Annotated in this window: 26 protein-coding genes; 20 read left to right on the top strand and 6 right to left on the bottom strand. The window is 70.4% G+C overall.

Translation table 11 applies throughout. From position 1 onward, the window contains the following. The first annotated feature begins 286 nt into the window (after window positions 1-286). From FV229_RS07325 to rlmJ, 3 genes are all read left to right on the top strand, one after another. Window positions 287-754, top strand: a complete 468-nt coding sequence (locus FV229_RS07325; RefSeq protein WP_147751329.1) for a hypothetical protein — start codon at window positions 287-289, stop codon at window positions 752-754. Window positions 755-795: 41 nt separating this feature from the next. Then, window positions 796-1,437: a ribonuclease T2 gene (locus FV229_RS07320; RefSeq protein WP_238270755.1), complete on the top strand. Its 642-nt coding sequence runs from the start codon at window positions 796-798 to the stop codon at window positions 1,435-1,437. 65 nt (window positions 1,438-1,502) lie between these two features. Next, window positions 1,503-2,348 (top strand): 23S rRNA (adenine(2030)-N(6))-methyltransferase RlmJ, encoded by an 846-nt coding sequence (gene rlmJ / locus FV229_RS07315; protein WP_147751328.1) that lies wholly within the window; start codon window positions 1,503-1,505, stop codon window positions 2,346-2,348. 46 nt (window positions 2,349-2,394) lie between these two features. Here rlmJ and FV229_RS07310 read toward each other — a convergent pair whose 3' ends face one another. Beyond that, a complete protein-coding gene (locus FV229_RS07310; protein ID WP_147751327.1) occupies window positions 2,395-4,542 on the bottom strand; it encodes a sodium-translocating pyrophosphatase in 2,148 nt (715 codons plus the stop codon). A gap of 377 nt (window positions 4,543-4,919) precedes the next feature. Here FV229_RS07310 and FV229_RS07305 point away from each other — a divergent pair, with 377 nt between their 5' ends. Then, window positions 4,920-5,315 carry a hypothetical protein gene (locus FV229_RS07305; RefSeq protein ID WP_147751326.1) on the top strand — a complete coding sequence of 132 codons (396 nt, stop codon included), beginning with the start codon at window positions 4,920-4,922 and terminating at the stop codon, window positions 5,313-5,315. On the opposite strand, the gene thiL is transcribed toward FV229_RS07305, so the two are convergent. The 3 genes from thiL to ribH are packed head-to-tail and all read right to left on the bottom strand — an operon-like array spanning window position 5,247 to window position 7,236. After that, window positions 5,247-6,239, bottom strand: a complete 993-nt coding sequence (gene thiL, locus FV229_RS07300; RefSeq protein WP_147751330.1) for a thiamine-phosphate kinase — start codon at window positions 6,237-6,239, stop codon at window positions 5,247-5,249. The two genes, FV229_RS07305 and thiL, sit on opposite strands and share 69 nt — an antisense overlap. A 23-nt stretch (window positions 6,240-6,262) precedes the next feature. Beyond that, window positions 6,263-6,733 (bottom strand): transcription antitermination factor NusB, encoded by a 471-nt coding sequence (nusB, locus tag FV229_RS07295; RefSeq protein ID WP_147751325.1) that lies wholly within the window; start codon window positions 6,731-6,733, stop codon window positions 6,263-6,265. Continuing rightward, window positions 6,730-7,236 (bottom strand): 6,7-dimethyl-8-ribityllumazine synthase, encoded by a 507-nt coding sequence (gene ribH / locus FV229_RS07290; protein WP_147751324.1) that lies wholly within the window; start codon window positions 7,234-7,236, stop codon window positions 6,730-6,732. Before ribH ends, nusB begins: the two co-directional genes overlap by 4 nt. Window positions 7,237-7,536: 300 nt before the next feature. Between ribH and FV229_RS07285 the strand changes: the two genes are divergently transcribed. The 4 genes from FV229_RS07285 (at window position 7,537) to FV229_RS07270 (ending at window position 11,745) form a co-directional block, all read left to right on the top strand. Further along, window positions 7,537-8,520 carry an ABC transporter ATP-binding protein gene (locus FV229_RS07285; RefSeq protein WP_147751323.1) on the top strand — a complete coding sequence of 328 codons (984 nt, stop codon included), beginning with the start codon at window positions 7,537-7,539 and terminating at the stop codon, window positions 8,518-8,520. Window positions 8,521-8,556: 36 nt separating this feature from the next. Further along, a complete protein-coding gene (locus FV229_RS07280; protein WP_147751322.1) occupies window positions 8,557-9,822 on the top strand; it encodes an extracellular solute-binding protein in 1,266 nt (421 codons plus the stop codon). A 91-nt stretch (window positions 9,823-9,913) separates the two neighbouring features. Continuing rightward, entirely contained in the window at window positions 9,914-10,852 is a 939-nt protein-coding gene (locus FV229_RS07275) for an ABC transporter permease (RefSeq protein WP_147751321.1), read from the top strand. A 2-nt stretch (window positions 10,853-10,854) separates the two neighbouring features. Beyond that, window positions 10,855-11,745, top strand: coding sequence for an ABC transporter permease (locus FV229_RS07270; protein WP_147751320.1), 891 nt, complete (start codon window positions 10,855-10,857; stop codon window positions 11,743-11,745). A gap of 71 nt (window positions 11,746-11,816) precedes the next feature. Here FV229_RS07270 and FV229_RS07265 read toward each other — a convergent pair whose 3' ends face one another. Continuing rightward, entirely contained in the window at window positions 11,817-12,038 is a 222-nt protein-coding gene (locus tag FV229_RS07265; protein WP_147751319.1) for a hypothetical protein, read from the bottom strand. Window positions 12,039-12,385: 347 nt separating this feature from the next. Here FV229_RS07265 and FV229_RS07260 point away from each other — a divergent pair, with 347 nt between their 5' ends. From FV229_RS07260 to FV229_RS07225, 8 genes are all read left to right on the top strand, one after another. Continuing rightward, a complete protein-coding gene (locus FV229_RS07260) occupies window positions 12,386-12,595 on the top strand; it encodes a cold-shock protein (protein ID WP_147726903.1) in 210 nt (69 codons plus the stop codon). A gap of 226 nt (window positions 12,596-12,821) precedes the next feature. Next, window positions 12,822-13,184, top strand: a complete 363-nt coding sequence (locus FV229_RS07255; protein WP_147751318.1) for a DUF6481 family protein — start codon at window positions 12,822-12,824, stop codon at window positions 13,182-13,184. Window positions 13,185-13,353: 169 nt separating this feature from the next. Then, the gene (locus FV229_RS07250) at window positions 13,354-13,554 is read left to right on the top strand and encodes a hypothetical protein (protein ID WP_147751317.1); all 201 of its coding nucleotides are present in this window, start codon (window positions 13,354-13,356) and stop codon (window positions 13,552-13,554) included. 244 nt (window positions 13,555-13,798) lie between these two features. Further along, window positions 13,799-14,062 carry a hypothetical protein gene (locus tag FV229_RS07245; RefSeq protein ID WP_147751316.1) on the top strand — a complete coding sequence of 88 codons (264 nt, stop codon included), beginning with the start codon at window positions 13,799-13,801 and terminating at the stop codon, window positions 14,060-14,062. Window positions 14,063-14,089: 27 nt separating this feature from the next. Then, window positions 14,090-14,299: a hypothetical protein gene (locus tag FV229_RS07240; protein ID WP_147751315.1), complete on the top strand. Its 210-nt coding sequence runs from the start codon at window positions 14,090-14,092 to the stop codon at window positions 14,297-14,299. Between the two features lie 197 nt (window positions 14,300-14,496). Continuing rightward, the gene (locus FV229_RS07235; RefSeq protein WP_238270865.1) at window positions 14,497-15,840 is read left to right on the top strand and encodes an ATP-binding protein; all 1,344 of its coding nucleotides are present in this window, start codon (window positions 14,497-14,499) and stop codon (window positions 15,838-15,840) included. A 141-nt stretch (window positions 15,841-15,981) separates the two neighbouring features. Further along, window positions 15,982-16,173: a hypothetical protein gene (locus tag FV229_RS07230; protein ID WP_147751313.1), complete on the top strand. Its 192-nt coding sequence runs from the start codon at window positions 15,982-15,984 to the stop codon at window positions 16,171-16,173. A gap of 110 nt (window positions 16,174-16,283) precedes the next feature. Continuing rightward, window positions 16,284-17,465, top strand: a complete 1,182-nt coding sequence (locus FV229_RS07225) for a pyridoxal phosphate-dependent aminotransferase (protein WP_147751312.1) — start codon at window positions 16,284-16,286, stop codon at window positions 17,463-17,465. 199 nt (window positions 17,466-17,664) lie between these two features. On the opposite strand, the gene FV229_RS07220 is transcribed toward FV229_RS07225, so the two are convergent. Beyond that, entirely contained in the window at window positions 17,665-19,284 is a 1,620-nt protein-coding gene (locus FV229_RS07220) for a phosphoenolpyruvate carboxykinase (RefSeq protein WP_147751311.1), read from the bottom strand. 331 nt (window positions 19,285-19,615) lie between these two features. Between FV229_RS07220 and recR the strand changes: the two genes are divergently transcribed. From recR to truA, 4 genes are all read left to right on the top strand, one after another. Further along, the gene (gene recR / locus FV229_RS07215; protein ID WP_147751310.1) at window positions 19,616-20,221 is read left to right on the top strand and encodes a recombination mediator RecR; all 606 of its coding nucleotides are present in this window, start codon (window positions 19,616-19,618) and stop codon (window positions 20,219-20,221) included. 105 nt (window positions 20,222-20,326) lie between these two features. Beyond that, complete coding sequence (locus FV229_RS07210) at window positions 20,327-20,842, top strand: peptide deformylase (protein WP_147751309.1); 516 nt, start codon at window positions 20,327-20,329, stop codon at window positions 20,840-20,842. A 13-nt stretch (window positions 20,843-20,855) separates the two neighbouring features. Continuing rightward, window positions 20,856-21,785 carry a methionyl-tRNA formyltransferase gene (fmt, locus tag FV229_RS07205; protein WP_147751308.1) on the top strand — a complete coding sequence of 310 codons (930 nt, stop codon included), beginning with the start codon at window positions 20,856-20,858 and terminating at the stop codon, window positions 21,783-21,785. A gap of 49 nt (window positions 21,786-21,834) precedes the next feature. Continuing rightward, entirely contained in the window at window positions 21,835-22,614 is a 780-nt protein-coding gene (truA, locus tag FV229_RS07200) for a tRNA pseudouridine(38-40) synthase TruA (RefSeq protein ID WP_147751307.1), read from the top strand. The last annotated feature ends 68 nt before the right edge of the window (window positions 22,615-22,682 follow it).

Here is a 22,682-nt window from a genome sequence, read left to right as displayed (position 1 = left end):
GGCCTACGCCTCGGCGCCCGCACCGCGCCCGATGCCGGCACGACCCGCCCCGCGCGTCGCGGCGGCGCTGCCCGGCGAAGACGCGGGCGGATTCGAGGAGCCGCTTTCGCTGGCCGCCCCCGGGCTGTCGTCGGGGCCGATCTACTAAGCGCCGAGGAAGCGACGAGTGTGCCTCGCGCGCCCCACCGGATCGCGAAAGCGTGGCCGCCAAGGTCGTCCGGCTTGACTTGAGCGTGCCCCGGGCCAACGTCGCCGGATGCAGGACACCTCGCGGAAAGCACCCGCCATGCGCTCGAACGCTCTCTCGGTCGCCGTCGGCGTCGGCCTCATCCTCGCCGGCTGCCTCCAGCCGGCCTTCGCGCGCTCGGCGCGGGAGGACATCGAGCCCTCCGAGGAGCGCGCCTTCCCGTTCGACGCGAACATCCCGGCCTGCCAGGATGCGGGCGTGCTGGAGAAGGTCTCGACGCAGTTCGCCGAGAAGGAGGCGAAGTTCTGGAACTCGTCCCTGACGATCGTGTCCTACGACACGATCGAGCGGACGGCGTGGCGGCCCTGGGGCCTCGACTACATCCCGCGCCGGTTCTGCAGCGCGACCGCCACCACCTCGGACGGCGTCCGCCGCAAGGTCGACTATTCCGTGCGTGAGAGCCTCGGCATCATCGGCGCGACCTGGGGCGTCGAGTTCTGCGTCCACGGCCTCGACCGCGACCTGAGCTACGCCTACGCCACCGCCTGCCGCATGGCACGCCCGTGAGGCGTGCCGGCCTCGCAATCGCGGCTGCCCGCTCCGCCGCCTTGACGGCCGGCCTCCTCACGGCAGGCGCGCAGGCTCAGGATTACGGCGGCTACGGCCGCGGCAACGACGCGCCCGGCAGCTTCGACTTCTACGTCCTGGCCCTGTCCTGGTCGCCGACCTATTGCGAGACCGCCGGCCAGCGCGACGACCGCCAATGCGCGGCCGGGCGCGGCCTCGGCTTCGTGGTGCACGGGCTGTGGCCGCAATACACCCGCGGCTATCCGCAGAACTGCTCGGCCGTGCAGCGCTCGCCGACCCCGCAGGCGATGGAGGTGGCCGGCCAAGTCTACCCGAGCGAGGGGCTGGCCCGCTACGAGTGGCGCAAGCACGGCACCTGCTCCGGCCTCGACCCGACCGCCTACTTCAACGCCGCGCGGACCGCACGCCTGGCGGTGACGATTCCCGACGACCTCAAGACCTCGGGCTCCGAGCGCCGCCTGGCGCCGATCGAGATCGCCCGGCAGTTCGTGACCGCGAACCAGGGTCTGCGGCCGGACATGATGGCGGTGTCCTGCGCCCGCGGGCAGCTGCAGGAGGTGCGGATCTGCTTCACCAAGGACCTGCGCGGCTTCGCCTCCTGCCCGGAGGTCGCGCGCGGCAATTGCCGCTCGCCCGAGATCACGGTCGGCGCCGCGCGCTGATCCTCGCGGTGAAATCCGCGCCGGACGGCTGGACCCGGGCCGCGCGATCCGCTTGATCAGCGGACATGAACTATCGCCACGCCTTCCATGCCGGCAACTTCGCGGACGTGCTCAAGCACCTCGTGCTGACGCGGGTGCTCGCGCACCTTTGCCTGAAGCCCGCTCCCTTCCGCGCCGTCGACACCCATGCGGGCCTCGGCTTCTACGACCTCACCGCCGACGAGGCCGGCCGCACCGCCGAATGGCTGGACGGCTGGGGCCGTCTCGACGATCCGTTCCCGGAAGCGGTCGAGGACCTGCTGACGCCCTATCGCGCCGCCGTCGCCGCGGTCCGGGCGCGCCACGGTGCCACGACCTATCCCGGCTCGCCGGCGCTGATCCGCGAGTTCCTGCGCGCCGAGGACCAGGGCGTCTTCGTCGAGCTCCATCCCGCCGACCATGCGGTGCTGCGCGAGCGCTTCAACGAACACGCCCGCACCAAGGTGCTCCACCTCGACGGCTGGACCGCGCTGAACGCGATGATCCCGCCGCCCGAGCGCCGCGGCCTCGTCCTGATCGACCCGCCCTACGAGGTGCCGGGCGAGATCGACCGCCTCGGCGCGCACCTCGCCAAGGCGGTGGCGAAGTGGCCGACCGGCGTGTTCCTGGCGTGGTATCCGATCAAGAACCTCGCCGCCGTCGATCGTATGGCGGGCGTGCTCGACGGCGCCCTCGTCCGCCCGGCGCTCCGCCTCGACCTGATGATCGATCGGCCCGACGACACGCGGCTCACCGGCAACGGCCTGATCGTGGTCAACCCGCCCTGGCGGCTCGCCGAGGAAGCCGCCCTGTTCCTCCCGGCCCTGGCCGACCGCCTCGCCCGCGGCGCCTACGGCGCGTTCCGGTGCGAAGTGATCGGGAAGGTCGGTTGAACGGTGCCCTTCCCTCCCCCGCAGAAGGGGAGGGAATCGACACGCCTCACGCGTGCGCCAGGATCGCCAACAGCAGCAGCGCGATGATGTTGGTGATCTTGATCGCCGGGTTCACCGCCGGGCCGGCGGTGTCCTTGTAGGGGTCGCCGACGGTGTCGCCGGTGACCGCCGCCTTGTGGGCGTCGGAGCCCTTGCCGCCGTGGTGCCCGTCCTCGATGTACTTCTTGGCGTTGTCCCAGGCGCCGCCGCCCGAGGTCATCGAGATCGCGACGTAGAGGCCGGTGAGGATGACGCCGAGCAGGCTCGCGCCCACCGTGGCGAAGGCCTGCGACTTGCCGGCGACGAGCTGGATCGCGAAGAACAGCACGATCGGCATCAGCACCGGCAACAGCGACGGCACGATCATCTCGCGGATCGCGGCGCGGGTCAGCATATCGACGGCGCGGCCGTAATCCGGCCGGTCGGTGCCGGCCATGATGCCCGGCTTCTCGCGGAACTGGCGGCGGACCTCCTCGACCACGGCGCCCGCGGCACGCCCCACCGCCGTCATCGCCATGCCGGCGAACAGGAACGGGATCAGCCCGCCGAGCAGCAGCCCGACCACGACGTAGGGGTTGGACAGCGAGAAATCGACCGTGACGCCCTTGAAGAAGCGGTACTGCGTGTCGCTGGCGTTGGCGATAAAGTAGTCGAGGTCGGAGGTGTAGGCGGCAAACAGCACCAGCGCGCCGAGGCCCGCCGAGCCGATGGCGTAGCCCTTGGTGACGGCCTTGGTGGTGTTGCCGACGGCGTCGAGGGCGTCGGTCGAGCGCCGGACCTCGGAGGGCAGCCCCGCCATCTCGGCGATGCCGCCGGCGTTGTCGGTGACCGGGCCGAAGGCGTCGAGCGCCACGATGAAGCCGGCCAGCGCCAGCATCGCCGTGACCGCGATCGCGATGCCGAACAGGCCGGCGAGCGCGTAGGTGGAGATGATGCCGCCGACGATGACCAGCGCCGGAAGCGCCGTCGATTCGAGAGAGACGGCCAAGCCCTGGATCACGTTGGTGCCGTGGCCGGTGACCGAGGCGTCGGCGATCGACTTCACCGGCCTGAAGTTGGTGCCGGTGTAGTATTCGGTGATCACCACGATCAGCGCGGTGATCACGAGGCCGATCACCGCGCAGCCCAGCAGCCCGCCCGAGGTGAAGCTGACGCCGGTGGAGGTGGTGAAGCTGGTGGACAGGCCGCCGAACAGGGCGAAGTTCACCGCCGCGATCGCCACGATCGACAGCACGCCCGCGGTGATCAGGCCCTTGTACAGCGCCCCCATGATCGACTGGTTGGCCCCGAGCCGCACGGCGTAGGTGCCGGCGATCGAGGTGAGGATGCAGGACGAGCCGATGGCCAGCGGATAGATCATCATCGCTTCGAGCACGTTGCGGCCCGCGACGTCGACCTGGCCGCCGAAGAAGATCGCGGCGAGCACCATCGTGGCGACGACCGTGACGGCGTAGGTCTCGAACAGGTCGGCGGCCATGCCGGCGCAATCGCCGACGTTGTCGCCGACGTTGTCGGCGATGGTGGCCGGGTTGCGCGGGTCGTCCTCCGGGATCCCGGCCTCGACCTTGCCGACGAGGTCGCCGCCGACGTCGGCGCCCTTGGTGAAGATGCCGCCGCCCAGCCGCGCGAAGATCGAGATCAGCGAGGCGCCGAAGCCGAGCGCCACCAGGGCGTCGATGACTTCGCGGCTGGCCGGCGCGAGGCCCGCCCCGCGGGTGAGGTAGAGGTAGTAGAAGGCGACGCCGAGCAGCGCGAGGCCCGCGACCAGCATGCCGGTGACGGCGCCGGACTTGAACGCGACCTCGAGGCCGCCGCCGAGCGAGGTCGAGGCCGCCTGCGCCGTGCGCACGTTGGCGCGCACCGAGACATTCATGCCGATGAATCCGGCAGCTCCCGACAGAACCGCGCCGATCAGGAAGCCGACCGCCACCTTGATTCCGAGGAAGAAGGCGAGCGCTGCGAAGAGCACGATGCCGACGAGGCCGATGGTGGCGTATTGGCGCTTGAGGTAGGCCTGCGCGCCCTCGGCGATCGCGGCGGCGATCTCCTGCATCCGCTGCGTGCCGGCGTCGCGTTTGATCACGTCGTTGATCGTCACGATTCCGTAGGCGACGGCGCATAGCCCGCCCAGGATGATCAGCAGCAAAGCGGTCATGCACCCGTCCCTTGTTTTCGTGATGCTTGGTTCTCGTGATGCGTGGCGTCGGCTTGGTCGTCGTCGAGCCGAACCCTCAGGGTCCCCTCGATCGGCTCGGATTCGGCATTCCTTCGCAGAAGTGCCAGACTTGATTGCCAAACTTCGCGGTCGAGCGCAAACGCGACTTTCGATCGGCGCCTAGAGATCTTGCTGCGCTGCAGCATAGACTTTTGAATTCTGTTCTTCGGAAGGGCGCTGGTCGCCGGTCGTTGGGCCGTGGAGGCGATGGCGGCTGGCGATCCCGGATGCCGATCGCAGCTTCAGCACAGCGTTAACCCTGCATTAACCACAAGCATTACTACTCTTGGTTGCATTGAGGGAGAGAGTGCTTTACGATGAGCAGCGATCAGGTGGCGAAGCTCGCGGCGACGATCGACGTGCTGACGGGCGCCGTGCAGTTCCTCATTGCGGAGCGCGTGAGCATGCAACCGCCGGCGCTGCACGACGCCCTGCTTCAGGTGCTGCAGCGCTCGCTCTCGGTTCCGGCGCAGAGCGACGCGGACGAGCGCGGCGGCGCTGCGGTGCAGGAGGCCGACCTCGCGCGCTGGACCCCGATCGTCGCGACGCACCTGATCGACGACGTGCGGCGCCAGCTCGGCCATCCGCCCGTGGCCGTCGCGCCGACCGCGCCCGCCAAAGTCCGGACGATCTCCGAGGCGTTTTCAGAAATGGCTGAACGCGCCCGCCGCGAAAACGCGCGCGGCGCCCTCGGCATCGCGAAAGCCGGGTAGTCCGCTGCCTGATCCGACGGTGCCGACGACCGAGACCGGCACGCCGGCCGCAGCCGCCGCGGCGCGGAACGCGTCGCAGGAATCGGGGGCCACGGTGCACAGGATCTCGTAGTCGTCGCCGCCGGTGACGGCGACGTCGAACAGGTCCGTCCGGCTCGCGATGGCGCGGGTGGCCGCCGGGGACAGCGGCACCGCCGCTGCGTCGATCTCGGCCGTCGCGCCGGCGCCGGCCAGCATCTTGGCGAGGTCGCCGGCCAACCCGTCCGACACGTCCATCGAAGCGGTCGCGAAGCGCAGGACCGCGTCGGCGAGGCCCAGGCGGGCTTGCGGGTGCAGGTAGCGGTCGGCGAGGTGCGCGCGCGCCGGCGCATCGAGCGCGCGGACCCAGCCGGCATCGGGATCGAGCCGCATCCGCAAGCCGAGCGCTGCGTCGCCGATGGTACCGCTGACGCAGATCCTGTCGCCGACCCGCGCGGTGGCGCGGCGCACGATGCGCCCGGTGGGGACTTCGCCGATCGCGGTGACGCCGATCAAGGGCGGGCCGCCGGATTTCACCGTGTCTCCGCCGAGCAGCGGGCAGCCGGACGCCCGGCTCGCCTGCCCGAGCCCTTCGGCGAAGCGCGCCAGCCAAGCTTCGGTCCAGTCCGCCGGCAGGGCGAGGGTGAGCAGGAAGCCGCGCGGGACGGCGCCCTTGGCGGCGATGTCGGAGAGGTTCACCCCGAGCGCCTTGCGGGCGAGCGATTCCGGCGGGTCGTCGGGGAAGTAGTGGATGCCGGAGACGATCGCGTCCGCCGTCAGCACGAGGTCGTGGCCGGGGCTCGGCGCGAGGCTCGCCGCGTCGTCGCGCAAGCCGTCGGCGCCGGGGCCGGCGAGCGGGGCGAAGTAGCGCGCGATCAGCGCCTCCTCGGTGGGGCGCGAGGAAATCACCTGATCGCCCGCCCGGCCGCTCACCCCTGCTTGGCGCCGGCCAGCTCCGCCGCGCGGGTCTGGCGCGCGACCTTGTCGAGCACGGCGTTGACCATGCCCGGCTCGTCGCCGGTGTAGAAGCTGTGGGCCACGTCGACGTATTCCGAGATCGCGGCGCGGGCCGGCACGTCGCGGCGGAACATCAGCTCGTAGGTGCCGGCGCGCAGGATGGCGCGCAGCACGACCTCGATGCGCTTCAGCGGCCAGCCCTGGCTCAGGGCCTGGTCGATCTGCGGATCGATCGCGCGCTGCTCCTCCACGACGCCGCGCAGCAGGTCGCGGAAGAAGGCGGTCTCGGCCGGCGGATGCACCACGCCGTCGATCTCCTTGCCGAGCCAGAAGGTCTCGAACTCGGCGAGCGCGTCGAGGACGCCCTTGCCGGAAATCTCCATGTCGTAGAGCGCCTGCACGACGGAGAGCCGGGCGCCGGTGCGCGGGTTGATCTTGGTCATGCGGGTTCAGGCTCTCGTGCGACGGCGGCCGCGCGCTTGAGCGCGAGCACCGCGAGGGCAGCCTCGGCCGCGCCGCCGCCCTTGTTCATCTCGGAGACGCGGGCGCGGGCGTGGGCCTGCGCCTCGTTCTCCACGGTCAGGATGCCGTTGCCGAGCGGCAGGCGCAGGCGCACCGACAGGTCCATCAGGGCCCGCGCGCTCTCGCCTGCGACGATGTCGTAATGCCCGGTCTCGCCGCGGATGACGCAGCCGAGCGCCACGACGGCGTCGTAGGGCGTGCCGGCCGCCTCGGCCGCCTCGAGCAGGATCGCGACGGTCGCGGGAATCTCCAGCGCGCCCGGCACGGTCGCGACCGTGGCGTGGGCCTCCGCCGCCGCGACGGCGCCGAGCGCCCCGGCGAGCAGGTCGTCGGACAGGCCGTCGTAGAAGCGCGCCTCGACCACGAGGACCCGGGCGCCGGGCGTTTTCGGAGGGACGTAGGCGTCGCTGCGGGGGACATGCATGGGACTCGTGGGACTCCGGCGGACCCACCGCGCGTGCGGAGGGCGCTGACCGACGCGCCGTCTCCGGCCGTCTCGCATCCAGGGTGTTCGGGCAGGGTGTCCGAGGGAGCGAGGGTTAGACCGAAGCGACCGGCTCCACAAGCATGCCGGCGCCGGCCCGCCTGCGGGCAGGGCATCGCCTCCATGCGCCGGAGCCCGGTGCGACGGGCCGGGCATCGCTTTTACGACGCCGCCGCGCCCGTGATGGCCCGCGGCTTGCTCCCCGGTTTTCGCGAAGGGCGTGCCGACCGAAGGACCCGCATGAACGTCGAGTTGATCCAGCTGACGAAGCGCTACGGCTCGACGCCCGCCGTCGACGCGATCGACCTCAAGATCCCGTCGGGCGCCTATTGCTGCCTGCTCGGGCCGTCCGGCTGCGGCAAGACCACGACCCTGCGGATGATCGGCGGCCACGAGGCGGTCAGCTCCGGCGCGGTGGTGATCGGCCCGCGCGCCGTCGGCGACGCGCCGCCGTCCGAGCGCGGCACCGCGATGATGTTCCAGAGCTACGCGCTGTTCCCGCACCTCACCTGCCGCGACAACGTCGCGTTCTCGCTTCGCATGCGCGGGGTCGCCAAGGCCGAGCGCCGCACGAAGGCCGACGCGATGCTCGACCTCGTGCAGATGGGCCACCTCGCGGACCGCCTGCCGGCGCAACTCTCCGGCGGGCAGCAGCAGCGCGTGGCGCTGGCCCGCGCGCTGGTCACCGGCCCGAAGGTGCTGCTCCTCGACGAGCCGCTCTCGGCCCTCGACCCGTTCCTGCGGGTGCGGATGCGGGTGGAGCTGAAGCGCATCCAGGCGGAACTCGGGCTCACCTTCATCCACGTCACCCACAGCCAGGAGGAGGCGATGGCGCTGTCCGACCTCGTGGTGGTGATGAACGGCGGCAAGATCGAGCAGGCGGGCGACCCGCGGACCGTTTTCGAGCGCCCGGCCTCGGCCTTCGTCGCCCGCTTCATCGGCGGCCACAACGTCATCGCCCTGCCCGAGGGCAAGGTCGCGGTGCGGGCCGACCGGATGCGGCTCGGGGCCGAGGCCGGCGCGGGCGCGGTGCAGGCCCGCGTGCTGGCCGTCGAATACCAGGGCGCCAGCGTGCAGGTGGCGCTCGAGGCGGACGGGATGACCGAGCCGGGCGGCCTGAGCGCGGTCCTCGACGACGCCACCTTCGCTGACCGCCCGCTGGCGCCGGGCGACCGGGTCGCGCTCGGCTGGGACCCGGACGCCGCCCACCGCCTCGACGCCTGACGCGACCGCTCAACATAGACTAAGGAAAGCACGCGGATGACCAACGGCATCAAGTTCACGCGGCGCACGCTGCTCCAGGGGGCAGGCACCGTGCTCGCGGCCGGGCCGATCACCGGGTTTCCCGCCGTCCACGCCGCCGAGCCGGTGACGCTGCGCTATCTCGGCACCGCCGTGAACCAGTCCGGCGACATCGCCCGCAAGGTGAAGGAGGATCTCGGGATCACGATCGAGTACATCCCGGTCGTCACCGACGAGGTCACCAAGCGGGCGGTGACGCAGCCGAACTCGTTCGATCTGATCGACACCGAGTTCTTCAGCCTGAAGAAGATCGTCCCCTCGGGCAACATCCTCGGCATGGATGCGCGCCGGATCAAGAACGCGGACAAGATCACGCCGATCTTCACCAAGGGCGAGATCGCCGGCAAGGCGATCGGCGACCAGGGCACCGCGCCGAAGAAGGTGTTCTACCTTGAAGGCCAGACCGGCAAGACCTTCGCCTCGTCGCCGACGGAGTGGATCACCCTGATCCCGACCACCTACAACGCCGACACCTTGGGCATCCGCCCCGACCTGATCAAGCGCCCGATCACCAGCTGGAGGGAGCTCCTGAATCCCGAGTTCAAGGGACGCGCCTCGATCCTCAACATCCCCTCCATCGGCATCATGGACGCGGCGATGGTGGTGGAGGCGACCGGCGACTACACCTACGGCGACAAGGGCAACATGACGAAGGCGGAGATCGACCGCACGATCAAGCTCCTGATCGAGGCCAAGCGCGCCGGCCAGTTCCGCGCCTTCTGGCAGGACTTCAACGAATCCGTGAACCTGATGGCGTCGGGCGAGACGGTGATCCAGTCGATGTGGTCGCCCGCCGTGACCAAGGTGCGGACGCAGGGCGTCGCCTGCACCTACCAGCCGCTGAAGGAAGGCTACCGCGCCTGGGCCACCGGCTTCGGCCTGCCGAAGACGCTGACCGGCCGCAAGCTCGATGCGGCCTACGACTTCGTCAACTGGTTCCTCTCGGGCTGGGCCGGCGCCTACCTCAACCGCCAGGGCTACTATTCCGCCGTTCCCGAGACCGCCAAGACCCAGATGGAGCCCTACGAGTGGGCCTACTGGATGGAGGGCAAGCCGGCCGAGAAGGACATCCACGGCCCCGACGGCGGCCTGCTCGAAAAGGCCGGCGCCACCCGCGACGGCGGCTCCTTCGAGGCCCGCATGGGCGCGGTGGCGTGCTGGAACGCGGTGATGGACGAGAACACCTACATGGTCCGCAAGTGGAACGAGTTCATCGCGGCGTGACGCGGGTTCTTTCCATATCCGCGACGCCGCTTCCCTCCCCCCGCAGAGGGGGGAGGGAAGAGCGCGCGCTCCATCGGTCGGAGGTCTCGCAATGAGCGACGTGGCGCTTCCCGCGCTTGCCGACGCCCCGGCGAAGACGGAGCAAACCGAGACGCCCGCCCGCCCGCGCCGGCGCCTGCCCTACCTCCAGGCGGCGCCGATGGCGCTGGTGTTCGTGGTCTTCCTCGCGATCCCGCTGCTGCTGACGCTGATGGTCAGCTTCTGGGAGTACAACGAATACGAGATCATCCCGGCCTTCACGCTGCAGAACTACCGCGACGTGTTCGAGGGGTGCGGCAACCTCGCCGACCCATGCACGACGGTGCGGACCTACCTCTCGACCCTGAAGTTCTGCGCGCTGACGCTGGCCTTCACGCTGATGGTCGGGTTCCCGGTGGCGTACTTCCTCGCCTTCCACGTTCGCTCGCGCACGGTGCAGATGGCGCTGTTCCTGCTGTGCACGATCCCGTTCTGGACCTCGAACGTGATCCGCATGATCTCGTGGATCCCGCTGCTCGGGCGCAACGGCCTCGTCAACGACACGCTCCGCAGCCTCGGGGTGATCGAGCGGCCGATCGAAGGGCTGCTGTATTCCGACTTCTCGGTGACGCTGGCCTTCGTCCACCTCTACACGGTGTTCATGATCGTGCCGATCTTCAACAGCATGGCGCGGATCGACCGGTCGCTGATCGAGGCGGCCTACGATGCGGGCGCCACCGGCTGGCAGACCCTGTGGAGCGTCGTCGTCCCCCTGTGCAAGCCGGGCATCGCCATCGGCACGATCTTCGTGCTGACCCTGGTGATGGGCGACTTCGTCACGGTGGGCGTGATGGGCGGGCAGCAGATCGCCTCCGTGGGCAAGGTGATCCAGGTCCAGATGTCGTACCTGCAATTCCCGGCGGCGGCCGCCAACGCCGTGGTGCTGCTGGCTGCCGTGCTGATGATGATCCTCGGGCTGACCCGGGTGATCGACCTGCGCAAGGAGCTGTAGCCGTGAGCGACCGCCCCCGAGGCCTGGCCTTCGCCGCGCTGGCCGCGTTCTTCGCGCTCTACGTGCTGTTCCTCTACGGCCCGACCCTGACGATCCTGGCGCTGAGCTTCCAGGGTCCGCAGGGCGGGCTGACCTTCCCGATGAACGGCGTCTCGACGCACTGGTTCGGCAAGCTCTGGGCCGGCGGCGGCATCGTCGACATCTGGGCGGCGTTCGGGCGCTCGCTCCGGCTCGGCTTCGTGGTGATGGTGCTCACCGTCGTGCTGGCGTTCTTCGCGGGCCTCGCCTTCCGCAAGGGCTTTCGCGGCGCCAACGCGCTCTTCGCCATCGCGGTGGCGAGCCTGATCGTGCCCTCGATCGTGGTCTCCCTCGGGATCGGCCTCGAGTTCCGGCTGGTCGACGACGCGATCAACGCGCTGGCCGCCGCCACAGGCTGGGGCTGGCTGCAGGACCACGGCACCGCGATGGGGCTCTACAGCTCGGCGCTCGGCGCTCACCTGACCTGGACGCTGCCCTTCGGCCTGCTGATCATGTTCGCGGTCTTCAACCGGTTCGATCCGGCCTACGAGGAGGCGGCGCGCGACCTCGGCGCGACCGGGGCGCAGACGCTGCGCCACGTCGTGGTGCCGATCCTGGCCCCCGCACTGGTCGGCGTCGCGCTGTTCGGTTTCACCCTGTCCTTCGACGAACTCGCCCGCACCAGCCAGGCGATCGGCGGGCGCAACTCCCTGCCGCTCGAACTCCAGGGGCTCACCACCACGGTGACGACGCCGGAGATCTATGCGCTGGGAAGCCTGACGACGGCGGTCTCGGCGCTGGTGATCGGCACGGCGCTCGCCGCCAGCCTCCTCCTGCAGCGCCGCCGCGCGCGCCGGAGCCTGGCCGGCGCGTAGTGCATCACCCGTGCGGTCGCATCGTCTCCACGCGAGCCGGCATCCGCCTCGCTCGACGATGCTCCGGCGCCCTACTCCGCGCCAGCCGGCTCGTCGCCCGATTCGACGAGCGTCAGGCGCGGGGTCGAGGCCTTGCGCTCGGCGGTCTCGATCAGGCGCAGGCTCGTCGCCTGGCGGCTCTTCTTCAGGTCCTCGGCGATCGCGCCGGTGTTCCCGGCGATGCGCTTGGCGCGCTTGTCGTACTCCGCCATCGAGACGACCGAGGAATCACCGGTCTCGGGGGTGCGCGCCATGTCCACCTCGAAGGAAGAGACCGTCCGCACGAGCGCGTGGCGGGCATGGCTTCAACCTAGCACGCTTTCGCGTGATCGCTCCGAGGATTCGCGGGCGACGCGCCGCGGGTTCGAGCGGCGGCGAATTCGCTCGGCCGGGCACGCTTTCGTGTTCGTGCCGGTCGGTGTTTGCAAAATGTCGCGGGGTGTGCAAAAAGTACAACATCGACTTCTGGCCAGATATCCGGCCGCTCCGCCCGTAATGGGCGCGCGCTCTGTTTTCTCCCACAATTCGACGATTAGCGATCTGGCGCCTGATTCACATGCGCCGGTCGGCTTATGACGCCTGATAAGATACGGAATTTTCTATGAGCACCGGCACCGTCAAGTGGTTCAACGATCAGAAGGGCTTCGGCTTCATCCAGCCGGATGACGGCGGCAAGGACGTCTTCGTGCACATCTCGGCTGTCGAGCGCGCTGGCATGCGCGGCCTGACCGAGGGCCAGAAGATCTCCTACGAGATGGAGACCGACCGTCGCAGCGGCAAGCAGTCCGCCGGCAGCCTCCAGGCCGCCTGAACCCGAGTTAGCCTCGGATCGTTGTCGAAGCCGTCCCACCCGGGACGGCTTCGCGCGTTTCTGAACGGCGCGACCGAATCGCGGCGAGGCGACCTCGCCGCGGACCGCCTTCAGCCAAGCGCTGGGGGCCGACCACCGCCGAGCCCTGCAGGCGACGACCTGTGCGCCTCGGTCCGACCCGTCTGACCGCATCCGGCATGGGGCCGGTGGCGCATAAGGATCTTGTGTGAATCAATCCAAGGACAACCAGTTCTCCGACCGGCTCGAGACCGCTGCGAAGGCGCGGGAAGCGATGCTGGCGCGCTATCGTTCGCGGCCGGCCGCCGACGATCCCGCCGTGGTCGCCCGCCAGGCCGAGCGCCAGGCCGTGATCGAGGCCCGCGAGGAGCGCAACAAGGAGCGCGAGGCCGCCCGGCTCGCCGCCGAGGTCCAGCGGATCGCCGAGGCGAAGGCCCAGCGCGAGTTCGAGGCCGCCGAGGTGCTGCGCATCGCCGCCGAGAAGGCCGAGCGCCAGGCCGCCCTCGCCGCCGAGCAGAAGGAGGCGCGCGACGCCCGCTTCGCCGCCCGCAAGCTCCGCGCCCGCAAGTAAGACCGAGACCGGCTCGCCGAGCCGAAACCCGGCGACGGCCCTTTCGCCAGCGGTTCACCCCGCGGGCGTTCGGGCCGGCGCCCCCAGCCCTAGCCGAATCCGTCTCCGCATCCGTCGCGCCCGTCCCGGGTTCGATACCCGGCGTCGCGGCGACCAGGAGTGATGTTCGATGTCCCACAAGTTCAAGCTCGGCCAGCGTGTCCGTCAGTCGCGCGGCGGCTTCGGCTCCGTGAAGGACGACGCGTCGGGCCTGCTCTGCGAGATCGTCCGCCTGATGCCCGAGGACCGCACCGGCGAGCCGGGCTACCGGATCAAGTCCTCGGCCGGCGAGCGCGCCGCGACCGAGAGCGAGCTGTCCCTCGCCGGCTGATCAGACCGACACCACCGCCAGCGAGTCACGTCTGCGCGACGTCTGCAGGGCGCGCGGGCGTGCCGTGCGTTGCCAAACGCCCGATCCTGCGCCATCTCACGCTCCGTGCCGGCCACGGCCTCGTCTGCCGGCCGCACGCGGCTCTTGCGGGACGGACCGGTCGGCGTTTCGTGCCCCGTCTCCGGACCGGGAGCCGTTCCATCCCCGGGCGGCGTTTCACGTCGGCCCCAACCCCAAGCAGGCAATGAGTAAGCGCACCAGGCAAAGGCCGCAGGAGCGGGGCTCCGTGCTGTTCGACGTGGTCTACGAGGACGGTTCGCAGGCCTCCAACCGCCGCGTCCCGATGGAAATCCTCGGCGGCCTCGACGGCGACGATCCGGCTCGCGAGGTGATCTCGGCGCAGGACGAGGACATCGCCCAGAAGTCCGGGCGTCCGCAGCGGACGATCCTCTCGCTCTCGCGATCCCCGATCCCCGAGGCGAAACCGAAGCCGCCCCGCGATGCGTAAGGGAGCGCGAGCGTGGGAGGGCACGACATGGGCCACAAGTTTCATCTCGGACAACTCGTCCGCCGCCGCGACCTCGCGGCGGCCCGCAACGGCAACCGCATCTTCGAGGTGATCGGCCTGCTGCCGGCCGATGCCGGCGCGCCGGGCTATCGCATCCGCAGCACCGAGGCCGGCACCCACGAGGTCCGCGAGGACGGGCTGACCGCGGCCTCGTGCTGCCCGGCGCCCGCGACCTGATCGACCGCGGGACCAGGCGCGCATTGGAGCGCCGCGTCGGGGGTGGCATAAGGCCGAGACGTCCCGATCCCGGGGCCTCGCCCGGACCCCCGCCCGATGCGCCGCCTTCCGCCGGCCCCGACATCCTTCGCCACCGACAGGCGCGCGCCGTGAACGCGCCGGACCTCGCGCCCGCGCGCCGCTCGGCCTCGCGCCGGCTGGCTAACCCGCGGACCCTGTGGAAGCGGGTCTCGCGCGCCGTCGGCGACCTGCTGCCGAAGGGCCTCTACGCCCGGTCGCTGATCATCATCATCGCGCCGGTGGTGCTGCTGCAATCGGTGATCGCCTACACCTTCATGGAGCGGCACTGGCAGCTGGTGACCAAGCGCCTGTCTTCCGCCGTCACGGCCGACGTCGCGGCGCTGATCGACATCTACGAGGTCTACCCCCAGGACAAGGACGCCGAGACACTCTCGCGCATCGCCGGCGAGCGGCTGAACCTCGACCTCGACATCCTGAAGGGCGCCAAGATCCCGCCGCCCGGGCCGCGGCCGTTCTTCTCGATCCTCGACGAGGCGCTGTCGGACGAGCTGAAGCGCCAGATCGGCCGCCCGTTCTGGATCGACACCGTCGGCCGATCGAACCTGATCGAGATTCGCGTCGCGATTCCCGACGGGGTGATGCGCATCACCGCGCGCCGCTCCCAGGCCTACGCCTCGAACTCGCACATCTTCCTGGTGTGGATGATCGGCTCGTCGATGGTGCTGCTCGGCGTCGCGATCCTGTTCCTGCGCAACCAGATCAAGCCGATCCTGCGGCTCGCCGCGGTGGCGGAGGGGTTCGGCAAGGGCCGCGAGATCGAGTTCCGCCCCCGCGGCGCCCGCGAGGTCCGGCAGGCCGGCCACGCCTTCATCGAGATGAAGCGCCGCATCGAGCGCGCGATGGAGCAACGTACGACGATGCTCAACGGCGTGAGCCACGACCTGCGCACGATCATCACCCGGTTCCGGCTCTCCCTCGCTCTGATCGACCAGAGCCCGGAGATCGACGAGCTCTCGCGCGACGTCGACGAGATGAGCCGCATGTTGGAGGGCTACCTCGCCTTCGCCCGTGGCGATTCGGCGGAGAACGCGGCGCCCACCGACATGCGCGCCCTGCTCGAGGACCTGCGCACCGACGTGGAACGCCTGGGCGCCCAGGTCTCGGATTTCGAGCTCGCCGGGTCGCCCTCCGTCACCGTGCGGCCGGACGCGTTTCGGCGCTGCCTGTTCAACCTCGCCGCCAACGCCGCCCGCTATGGCGAGACGGTGGCGATCTCCGGCCGGGCCGAGGCGCGGGCGTTCTTCGTTTCGATCGACGACGACGGCCCGGGCATCGCGGTCGAAAGCCGCGAGGAGGTGTTCAAGCCGTTCGTGCGCCTCGACGACGCGCGCCAGGATGCGGGCGGCTCCGGGCTCGGCCTGTCGATCGCCCGCGACATCGCCCGCGCGCATGGCGGCGACGTCTCGCTCCACGACAGCCCGCTCGGCGGCTTACGCGCGACGGTGCGGGTGCCGGCCTGAGGCCGGCGGCTGGTTCGGCCCGATGCGCGGCAAAAAAACGGTGCGGCGGGTGTCCCCACGGCCACGCCGGGGTGCTATGGACGGGCGATCCGTCCAAGCGCGTGGGTTGCTTCGCCGCCCCGCACGACCTGAGTGCCGTTCATGAACCCGCTCGTTCCGCTCTTCATCCTGATCTCGCTGCCGCTCGCCGCGATCGGTCTCGTGCTCTACACCGACACCGGCATCGAGCCGGCCCTGTTCTACGCCTCGGTGAAGACCTTCGTGATCCTCGGCGCCATCGCCGTCGCGCTGTCGTTCGGCGCGAGCAAGCTCGCCGAGCGCTCGAAGCACTGATCGCCTCGCCCGCCGCGGCACGCTCCGTGCACGCGGGACGCTCCGTTCAGTAAGGGGCGGGTCGGCCGGACGTTCGACGGCCCGGCCGTGCGAACCGGGAGGACGTTTCCATGATGCAGATCGTTCCGGCCTTCGGACGCATCGGCGAGGAGAACGCCTTCGCGGTGCTGGCCCGTGCCAACGCGCTCGCCGCTCAGGGACGCGACGTCATCAACCTCGGAATCGGCCAGCCCGACATGCCGACCCCGGCCCACGTCGTCGAGGCCGGCATCCAGGCGCTGCGCGACGGGCACCACGGCTACACGCCGGCCACCGGCATCCTGCCCCTGCGCGAGGCGGTGTCCCGCGACATCCACCGGCGCCACGGCGTCGAGGTGTCGCCTGAGAGCGTGATGATCGTGCCCGGGGGCAAGGTCACCATGTTCATGGCGATCCTGATGTTCGGCGAGCCCGGAGCCGAGATCCTCTACCCGGACCCCGGTTTCCCGATCTACCGTTCGATGATCGAGTTCACCGGCGCGACGCCTGTGCCGGTGCCGATCCGCGAGGCCAACGGCTTCGCGTTCTCGGCCGAGGAGACCCTTGCGCTGATCACGCCGCGGACCCGGCTGCTCATCGTCAACTCGCCGGCGAACCCCACGGGCGGCGTGACGCCGAAGGCCGAGATCGACGCCCTAGCGAAGGGTCTCGCCGACCATCCCGACGTCGCGATCCTGTCGGACGAGATCTACGGCACCATGACCTACGATGGCGAGGCGCATCACTCGCTGCTCAGGTACGAACAGATTCGCGACCGGCTGATCTACCTCGACGGCGCGTCGAAGACGTACGCGATGACGGGCTGGCGGCTCGGCTGGTCGGTCTGGCCGAAGCCGCTCTACGAGGCGGCGCGCAAGCTCGCGGTCAACGCCCATTCCTGCGTCAACGCCGCGACCCAGTGGGCCGGCATCGCCGCGCTGGACGGGTCGCAGGACTGCGTGGCCGAGATGGTCGCCGAATTCGATCGGCGCCGCACGATCGTGGTCGACGGCCTCAACGACCTGCCGGACGTGTCCTGCATCGTGCCGAAGGGCGCGTTCTACGCCTTCCCGAACGTGAGCCGCACCGGCTGGAAGGCCAAGGCCCTGGCCTCGTCGCTGCTTGAGCAAGCCGGCGTCGCCGTCATCGGCGGTCCGGATTTCGGCGTCCACGGCGAAGGCTACATCCGCCTCTCCTACGCCAACTCGGGGGAGAACATCTTGCGCGCGCTGGAGCGGATGAAGACGTTCCTGTCCGAGCGCAGGCCAGGCTGAGGCGCCCTCGCCCCCCGCGCCGTCATTCCGGGTCGCCGAAGGCGAGCCCGGAAGCCAGAGCCGCCGCGTTCGCCGGATCGCAAGCTCCGGCGCCGCCCCTGGACCCGTCGCGGCTCTGGATTCCGGGCTCTGCTGCGCAGCTCCGGAATGACGGGTTTGGATGGGTGGGCGACCCCGAACGGAGCCGCCCGACCCGACCTCAGGCCGCCATCGCCTGCGCGTTCGGCTCGGCCGCGCGCACGTCGTCGTCGACGTGCTGCTCGAAGCGCTTGAAGTTCTCCTTGAACATGCCGACGAGGCGGTTCGCGGTCTCGGCGAAGGCGGCCTTGTTGGCCCAGGTCTTGACCGGCTGGAGGATGTGCGGCTCGACGCCGGGCACCGAGACCGGCACCGCGAAGCCGAAATACGGGTCGCGGCGGAACTCGGTCTTCGACAGGGAGCCGTCGAGAACCGCCGAGAGCAGCCGGCGGGTGACGCGGATCGGCATACGCCGACCGGTGCCGACGCCGCCGCCGGTCCAGCCCGTGTTGACGAGCCAGCAATCGACGTCGTGCCGGGCGATGAGGTCGCGCAGCAGGTTGCCGTAGGTGCTCGGGTGGCGCGGCATGAACGGCGCGCCGAAGCAGGTCGAGAACGTCGCCTCAGGCCCGGTCAGGCCGCGCTCGGTGCCCGCGACCTTGGCGGTGTAGCCGGAGAGGAAGTGGTACATCGCCTCCGCGCCGGTGAGCTTGGCGATCGGCGGCATCACCCCGAACGCGTCGCAGGTGAGCATGACGATGTTCTTCGGGTGCCCGGCGCGGCCGGTGTCGCTCGCGTTGGCGATGAAGTCGAGCGGGTAGGCGCAGCGGGTGTTCTCGGTGAGCGAGGCGTCGTCGAAGTCGGGGATCCGCGTCTCGGGGTCGATCACCACGTTTTCCATCACCGTGCCGAAGCGCTCGGTGGTGGCGTAGATCTCGGGCTCGGCGTTGCGCGAGAGGCGGATGGTCTTGGCGTAGCAGCCGCCCTCGAAGTTGAAGATCCCCTCCGGGCTCCAGCCGTGCTCGTCGTCGCCCAGCAGCTTGCGCGAGGAATCGTTCGAGAGCGTGGTCTTGCCCGTGCCCGACAGCCCGAAGAAGATCGCCGAGCCGCCCTCGGCGTCGAGCGCCGCGTTGGCCGAGCAGTGCATCGGCATCACGCCCGCGCCCGGCAGGATGTAGTTCAGGTAGGTGAAGACCGACTTCTTCATCTCGCCGGCATAGGCCGAGCCGCCGATCAGCACGATCTTGCGCGTGAAATCGATGGCGATGACGGTCTTGGAGCGGCAGCCGTGGCGGGCCGGGTCGGCCTCGAAGCTCGGCAGGTCGATGATCGTCATGTCCGGCACGTACCCGGCGATCTCGGCGCGGGCTGGCCGGATCAGCAGGTTGCGGATGAACAGGGAGTGCCACGCGAATTCCGAGAACACCCGCGCCTTCACTTGGTAGCCTGCGTCGGCGCCGCCGTAGAGGTCCTGCGCGAACAGCTCGCGGCCTTCGGCGTGGGCCTGGAAGTCTGCGAGCAGGGTGGCGAACTGGTCGGGCGTGATCGCGCCGTTGTTCTCCCACCAGATCTCGTTCTCGGTGCTCGCGTCGCGGACCACGAACTTGTCCTTGGGCGAGCGACCGGTGTGGCTGCCGGTGGTGGCCACCAGCGCGCCGCCGCGCGCCAGGCGGCTCTCGCCGCGGGCCAGCGATTCCTCGTAGAGGCGCGGGGCCTCTAGGTTCCAGTGCACGGCCTTCAGGTTGCGCAGGCCGATCGCCTCGGCGCCGTGGGCCGCGTTGTGATCGCCGATGTCGCTCATGGTCTCTCTCCCGGGCCCCTGCTCGCGCCGTGTCGCTGGTCCGGGCCGCGCGGCGCCGGATCAAGGGAGCGTCCGTGCGGTCGTACAGGACCGCCGCACGCTGGTTCGCCGCTCCCGGCCCGTTCTGGATCAGGCGGCAAGGCAATCGCGTCAACCTGGACCCGGGAGGGAGGAGGACAGACGGAGGCCGCTTTGTCAGGCCTCGGCACACCTGTAAGGTGCCGATCGCGACGCGCATGGCGCGTGGGACCGCAAGCCGCCTTCAACCCGGGCGCGAAGGCGGGTATCGGAGGGGACGCCCCCCATCCGTCCCGAGACGATCGAACCCTTCATGCCGCAAGCCGTCGCCGGCCCCGAGATCGAGCGCCTGATCCAGCTGCTCGCCCGGATGCCGGGCCTCGGCCCCCGCTCCGCGCGGCGGGCCGCCCTGCAGCTCATCAAGAAGCGCGACACCCTGCTCGCGCCGCTCGCCGACGCGATGCGGGTCGCGGTCGAGCGCATCGTCGTCTGCCGGGAATGCGGAAACGTCGACACCTGCGACCCGTGCACGATCTGCAGCGACCCGAAGCGCGACCCGACGGTGCTGGTGGTGGTCGAGGACGTGTCGGACCTGTGGGCGCTGGAGCGCTCCGGCGCGGTGCAGGCGCGCTACCACGTGCTCGGCGGCGTGCTCTCGGCCCTCGACGGCGTGCGGCCGGAGCACCTCAACATCGCCAGCCTCGCCGAGCGGGCGGCGAACCCTGAGGTGACCGAGATCATCATCGCGCTGAACGCCACCGTCGACGGGCAGACCACGGCCCACTACGTCACCGACGCGATCAAGGCGCTCGGCCTGACGGTGACGCGGCTCGCCCACGGCGTGCCGGTCGGCGGCGAGCTCGACTACCTCGACGAGGGCACGCTCACCGCGGCGATCCGCAGTCGAACCGCGTTCTGAATCGCACCGAAGTGGAGGGCGCCAACGTCATTTGACCGCCCTCCCCCCGCATCCTATTCCGGCGACACGCCTGTCCCCTCACCTGCCCCGCCACCCGGTCGAGCCATGACGATCCGTCCCCTCGTGATCCTGCCCGATGCGCGCCTGCGTCTGCCGTCGGAGCCGGTCGGCCCCGTGACGAAGGAGATCCGCACGCTCGCCGAGGACATGCTGGAGACGATGTACGACGCCCCCGGCGTCGGGCTCGCCGCGATCCAGATCGGCGTGACCAAGCGGGTGGTGACGATCGACACCTCGAATGAGGAGGGGTCACGCAACCCGCAGGTGTTCCTCGATCCCGAGATCGTCTGGGCCTCGGAGGAGACGCGCGTCTACGACGAGGGCTGCCTGTCGATCCCCGAGGTCTACGGCGAGGTCGCGCGGCCCGACAAGGTGCGCGTGCGCTTCCGCGACCTCGACGGAGCGGTGCAGGAGATCGAGGCGGCGGGCCTGCTCGCGACCTGCATCCAGCACGAGATCGACCACCTCAACGGCGTGCTGTTCATCGATCACCTGTCGAAGCTCAAGCGCGACCGGATCGTGAAGAAGTTCACCAAGGCGGCCAAGCGCGACGCGGCCTGAGCGGACAGCAACCATGCGCGTCGTCTTCATGGGCACCCCGGACTTCGCGGTGCCGACGCTCGCGCGGCTGGCCGAGGACGGCCACACGATCGCGGCGGTCTACACCCGCGCGCCTGCCAAGGCCGGGCGCGGCATGGCGCTCCGCCCCTCCCCCGTCCACGCGCTGGCGGACCGGCTCGGGCTTCCGGTGCTGACGCCCTCGACCCTGAAGGACCGAGAGGCCGCCGAGACCTTCTCCGCGCATCGCGCCGTCGTCGCCGTCGTCGTCGCCTACGGCATGCTGCTGCCGCAGGCGATCCTCGACATCCCGCGCCACGGCTGCCTCAACCTGCACGGCTCGCTGCTGCCGCGCTGGCGCGGGGCGGCGCCGATCCACCGCGCGGTGATGGCGGGTGACGCGACGAGCGGCGTCGGCGTGATGCGGATGGAAGCCGGGCTCGACACCGGGCCGGTGGCGCTGGAAGACCGCATCCCGATCCGGCCCGGCATGACCACCGGCGACCTGCACGACGCCCTGATGCCGCTCGGCGCCGACCTGATGGCGCGGGCTCTGCGGGCGCTCGAGGCCGGGACCCTGACCTTCCGGCCGCAGGACGAGGTCGGCGTGCTCTACGCTCGCAAGATCAGCAACGACGAGGCGCGGATCGACTGGGCGCAGGATGCCGCGGCGGTCGCGGCGCATGTGAACGGTCTCAGCCGGTTTCCCGGCGCCTTCTTCGAGGCCGACCTCGGCAAGGGCGCGGAGCGGGTGAAGGTGCTGCGGGCCGTGGTCGCCCCCGGCTCCGCCGCCGCCGGGACGCTGCTCGACTCGGAGGGCACGGTCGCCTGCGGCTCGGGCGCCGTGCGGCTTCTCGAAATCCGCCGCGCCGGCAAGGGCGGCACCGCGAGCGGCGCGGAGTTCTTGCGGGGCGCGCGGCTCGAAGCCGGGGCGCGCCTGGTATGACCGGGATCGTGGAGGGCGCCGCCCCTCGCCGCACCGAACCGGCCGCCTGATGCCGCGCTACAAGCTCGTCATCGAGTACGACGGCGCGCCGTTCCGGGGCTGGCAACGGCAGGCCGAGGATCCGAGCGTGCAGGGCGCGATCGAGGCGGCGGTGACGCGGTTCTCGGGCGAGACGCAGGGGCTGACCTGCGCCGGGCGGACCGATTCCGGGGTGCACGCGACGCATCAGGTCGCCCATCTCGACCTGTCCAAGGATTGGCGGACGGACGTGGTGCGCGACGCGCTGAACGCGCACCTGAAGCGGGTCCCGGTCTCGATTCTCTCGGCGGAGGTCGTCGACCCGGCGTTCAACGCCCGGCACTGGGCGATCCGCCGGCACTATCGCTACCGCATCCTCGACCGGCGCAGCCCGCCGACCTTCACCCGCGGCCAGGTCTGGCACGTGCCCTGGCCGCTCGATGCGGCGGCGATGCATGCGGCCGGGCAGAGCCTCCTCGGCCTGCACGACTTCACCGCCTTCCGCGCCGCCGAGTGCCAGGCCAACAGCCCGATGCGCACCCTCGACCGCCTCGACGTGACCCGCCGGCCGATGGGGTCGATGGAGGAGATCGTGGTCGAGACCGACGCGCGCTCGTTCCTGCACCATCAGGTCCGCAGCATGGTCGGCACGCTGATGCTCGCCGGCAGCGGCCGCCTCGACACGGCCGGCGTCGCAGACATCCTCGCCTCCCGCGACCGCAGCCGCTGCGGCCCGATGGCCCCCGCCCACGGGCTGTGCTTCGTCGGCGTCGATTATCGACCTGAGATTAAAGATCTCGCATTTAATTAATCTGAGATTGCTTTTCTATCACGAAGAGCGATGATCCCCCGGCAAGTGGAGGGCGCTGTTTGCGCACC

The sequence above is a fragment of the Methylobacterium sp. WL120 genome (assembly GCF_008039465.1).
In the GTDB taxonomy this organism is placed as follows: Bacteria; Pseudomonadota; Alphaproteobacteria; order Rhizobiales; family Beijerinckiaceae; genus Methylobacterium; species Methylobacterium cerastii.
The sequence above is the reverse complement of the archived record's forward strand: the minus strand, read 5'-3'. Positions and strand labels throughout refer to the sequence as shown.

Excerpts from the sequence above, each read along its gene's own strand:
- FV229_RS07325 (WP_147751329.1), top strand. The coding sequence starts at position 287 with ATGCGCTCGAACGCTCTCTCGGTCGCCGTCGGCGTCGGCCTCATCCTC.
- rlmJ (WP_147751328.1), top strand. The coding sequence starts at position 1,503 with ATGAACTATCGCCACGCCTTCCATGCCGGCAACTTCGCGGACGTGCTC.
- FV229_RS07310 (WP_147751327.1), bottom strand. The coding sequence starts at position 4,542 with ATGACCGCTTTGCTGCTGATCATCCTGGGCGGGCTATGCGCCGTCGCC.
- FV229_RS07305 (WP_147751326.1), top strand. The coding sequence starts at position 4,920 with ATGAGCAGCGATCAGGTGGCGAAGCTCGCGGCGACGATCGACGTGCTG.
- nusB (WP_147751325.1), bottom strand. The coding sequence starts at position 6,733 with ATGACCAAGATCAACCCGCGCACCGGCGCCCGGCTCTCCGTCGTGCAG.
- ribH (WP_147751324.1), bottom strand. The coding sequence starts at position 7,236 with ATGCATGTCCCCCGCAGCGACGCCTACGTCCCTCCGAAAACGCCCGGC.
- FV229_RS07285 (WP_147751323.1), top strand. The coding sequence starts at position 7,537 with ATGAACGTCGAGTTGATCCAGCTGACGAAGCGCTACGGCTCGACGCCC.
- FV229_RS07280 (WP_147751322.1), top strand. The coding sequence starts at position 8,557 with ATGACCAACGGCATCAAGTTCACGCGGCGCACGCTGCTCCAGGGGGCA.
- FV229_RS07275 (WP_147751321.1), top strand. The coding sequence starts at position 9,914 with ATGAGCGACGTGGCGCTTCCCGCGCTTGCCGACGCCCCGGCGAAGACG.
- FV229_RS07265 (WP_147751319.1), bottom strand. The coding sequence starts at position 12,038 with ATGGCGCGCACCCCCGAGACCGGTGATTCCTCGGTCGTCTCGATGGCG.
- FV229_RS07260 (WP_147726903.1), top strand. The coding sequence starts at position 12,386 with ATGAGCACCGGCACCGTCAAGTGGTTCAACGATCAGAAGGGCTTCGGC.
- FV229_RS07250 (WP_147751317.1), top strand. The coding sequence starts at position 13,354 with ATGTCCCACAAGTTCAAGCTCGGCCAGCGTGTCCGTCAGTCGCGCGGC.
- FV229_RS07245 (WP_147751316.1), top strand. The coding sequence starts at position 13,799 with ATGAGTAAGCGCACCAGGCAAAGGCCGCAGGAGCGGGGCTCCGTGCTG.
- FV229_RS07240 (WP_147751315.1), top strand. The coding sequence starts at position 14,090 with ATGGGCCACAAGTTTCATCTCGGACAACTCGTCCGCCGCCGCGACCTC.
- FV229_RS07230 (WP_147751313.1), top strand. The coding sequence starts at position 15,982 with ATGAACCCGCTCGTTCCGCTCTTCATCCTGATCTCGCTGCCGCTCGCC.
- FV229_RS07225 (WP_147751312.1), top strand. The coding sequence starts at position 16,284 with ATGATGCAGATCGTTCCGGCCTTCGGACGCATCGGCGAGGAGAACGCC.
- FV229_RS07220 (WP_147751311.1), bottom strand. The coding sequence starts at position 19,284 with ATGAGCGACATCGGCGATCACAACGCGGCCCACGGCGCCGAGGCGATC.
- recR (WP_147751310.1), top strand. The coding sequence starts at position 19,616 with ATGCCGCAAGCCGTCGCCGGCCCCGAGATCGAGCGCCTGATCCAGCTG.
- FV229_RS07210 (WP_147751309.1), top strand. The coding sequence starts at position 20,327 with ATGACGATCCGTCCCCTCGTGATCCTGCCCGATGCGCGCCTGCGTCTG.
- fmt (WP_147751308.1), top strand. The coding sequence starts at position 20,856 with ATGCGCGTCGTCTTCATGGGCACCCCGGACTTCGCGGTGCCGACGCTC.
- truA (WP_147751307.1), top strand. The coding sequence starts at position 21,835 with ATGCCGCGCTACAAGCTCGTCATCGAGTACGACGGCGCGCCGTTCCGG.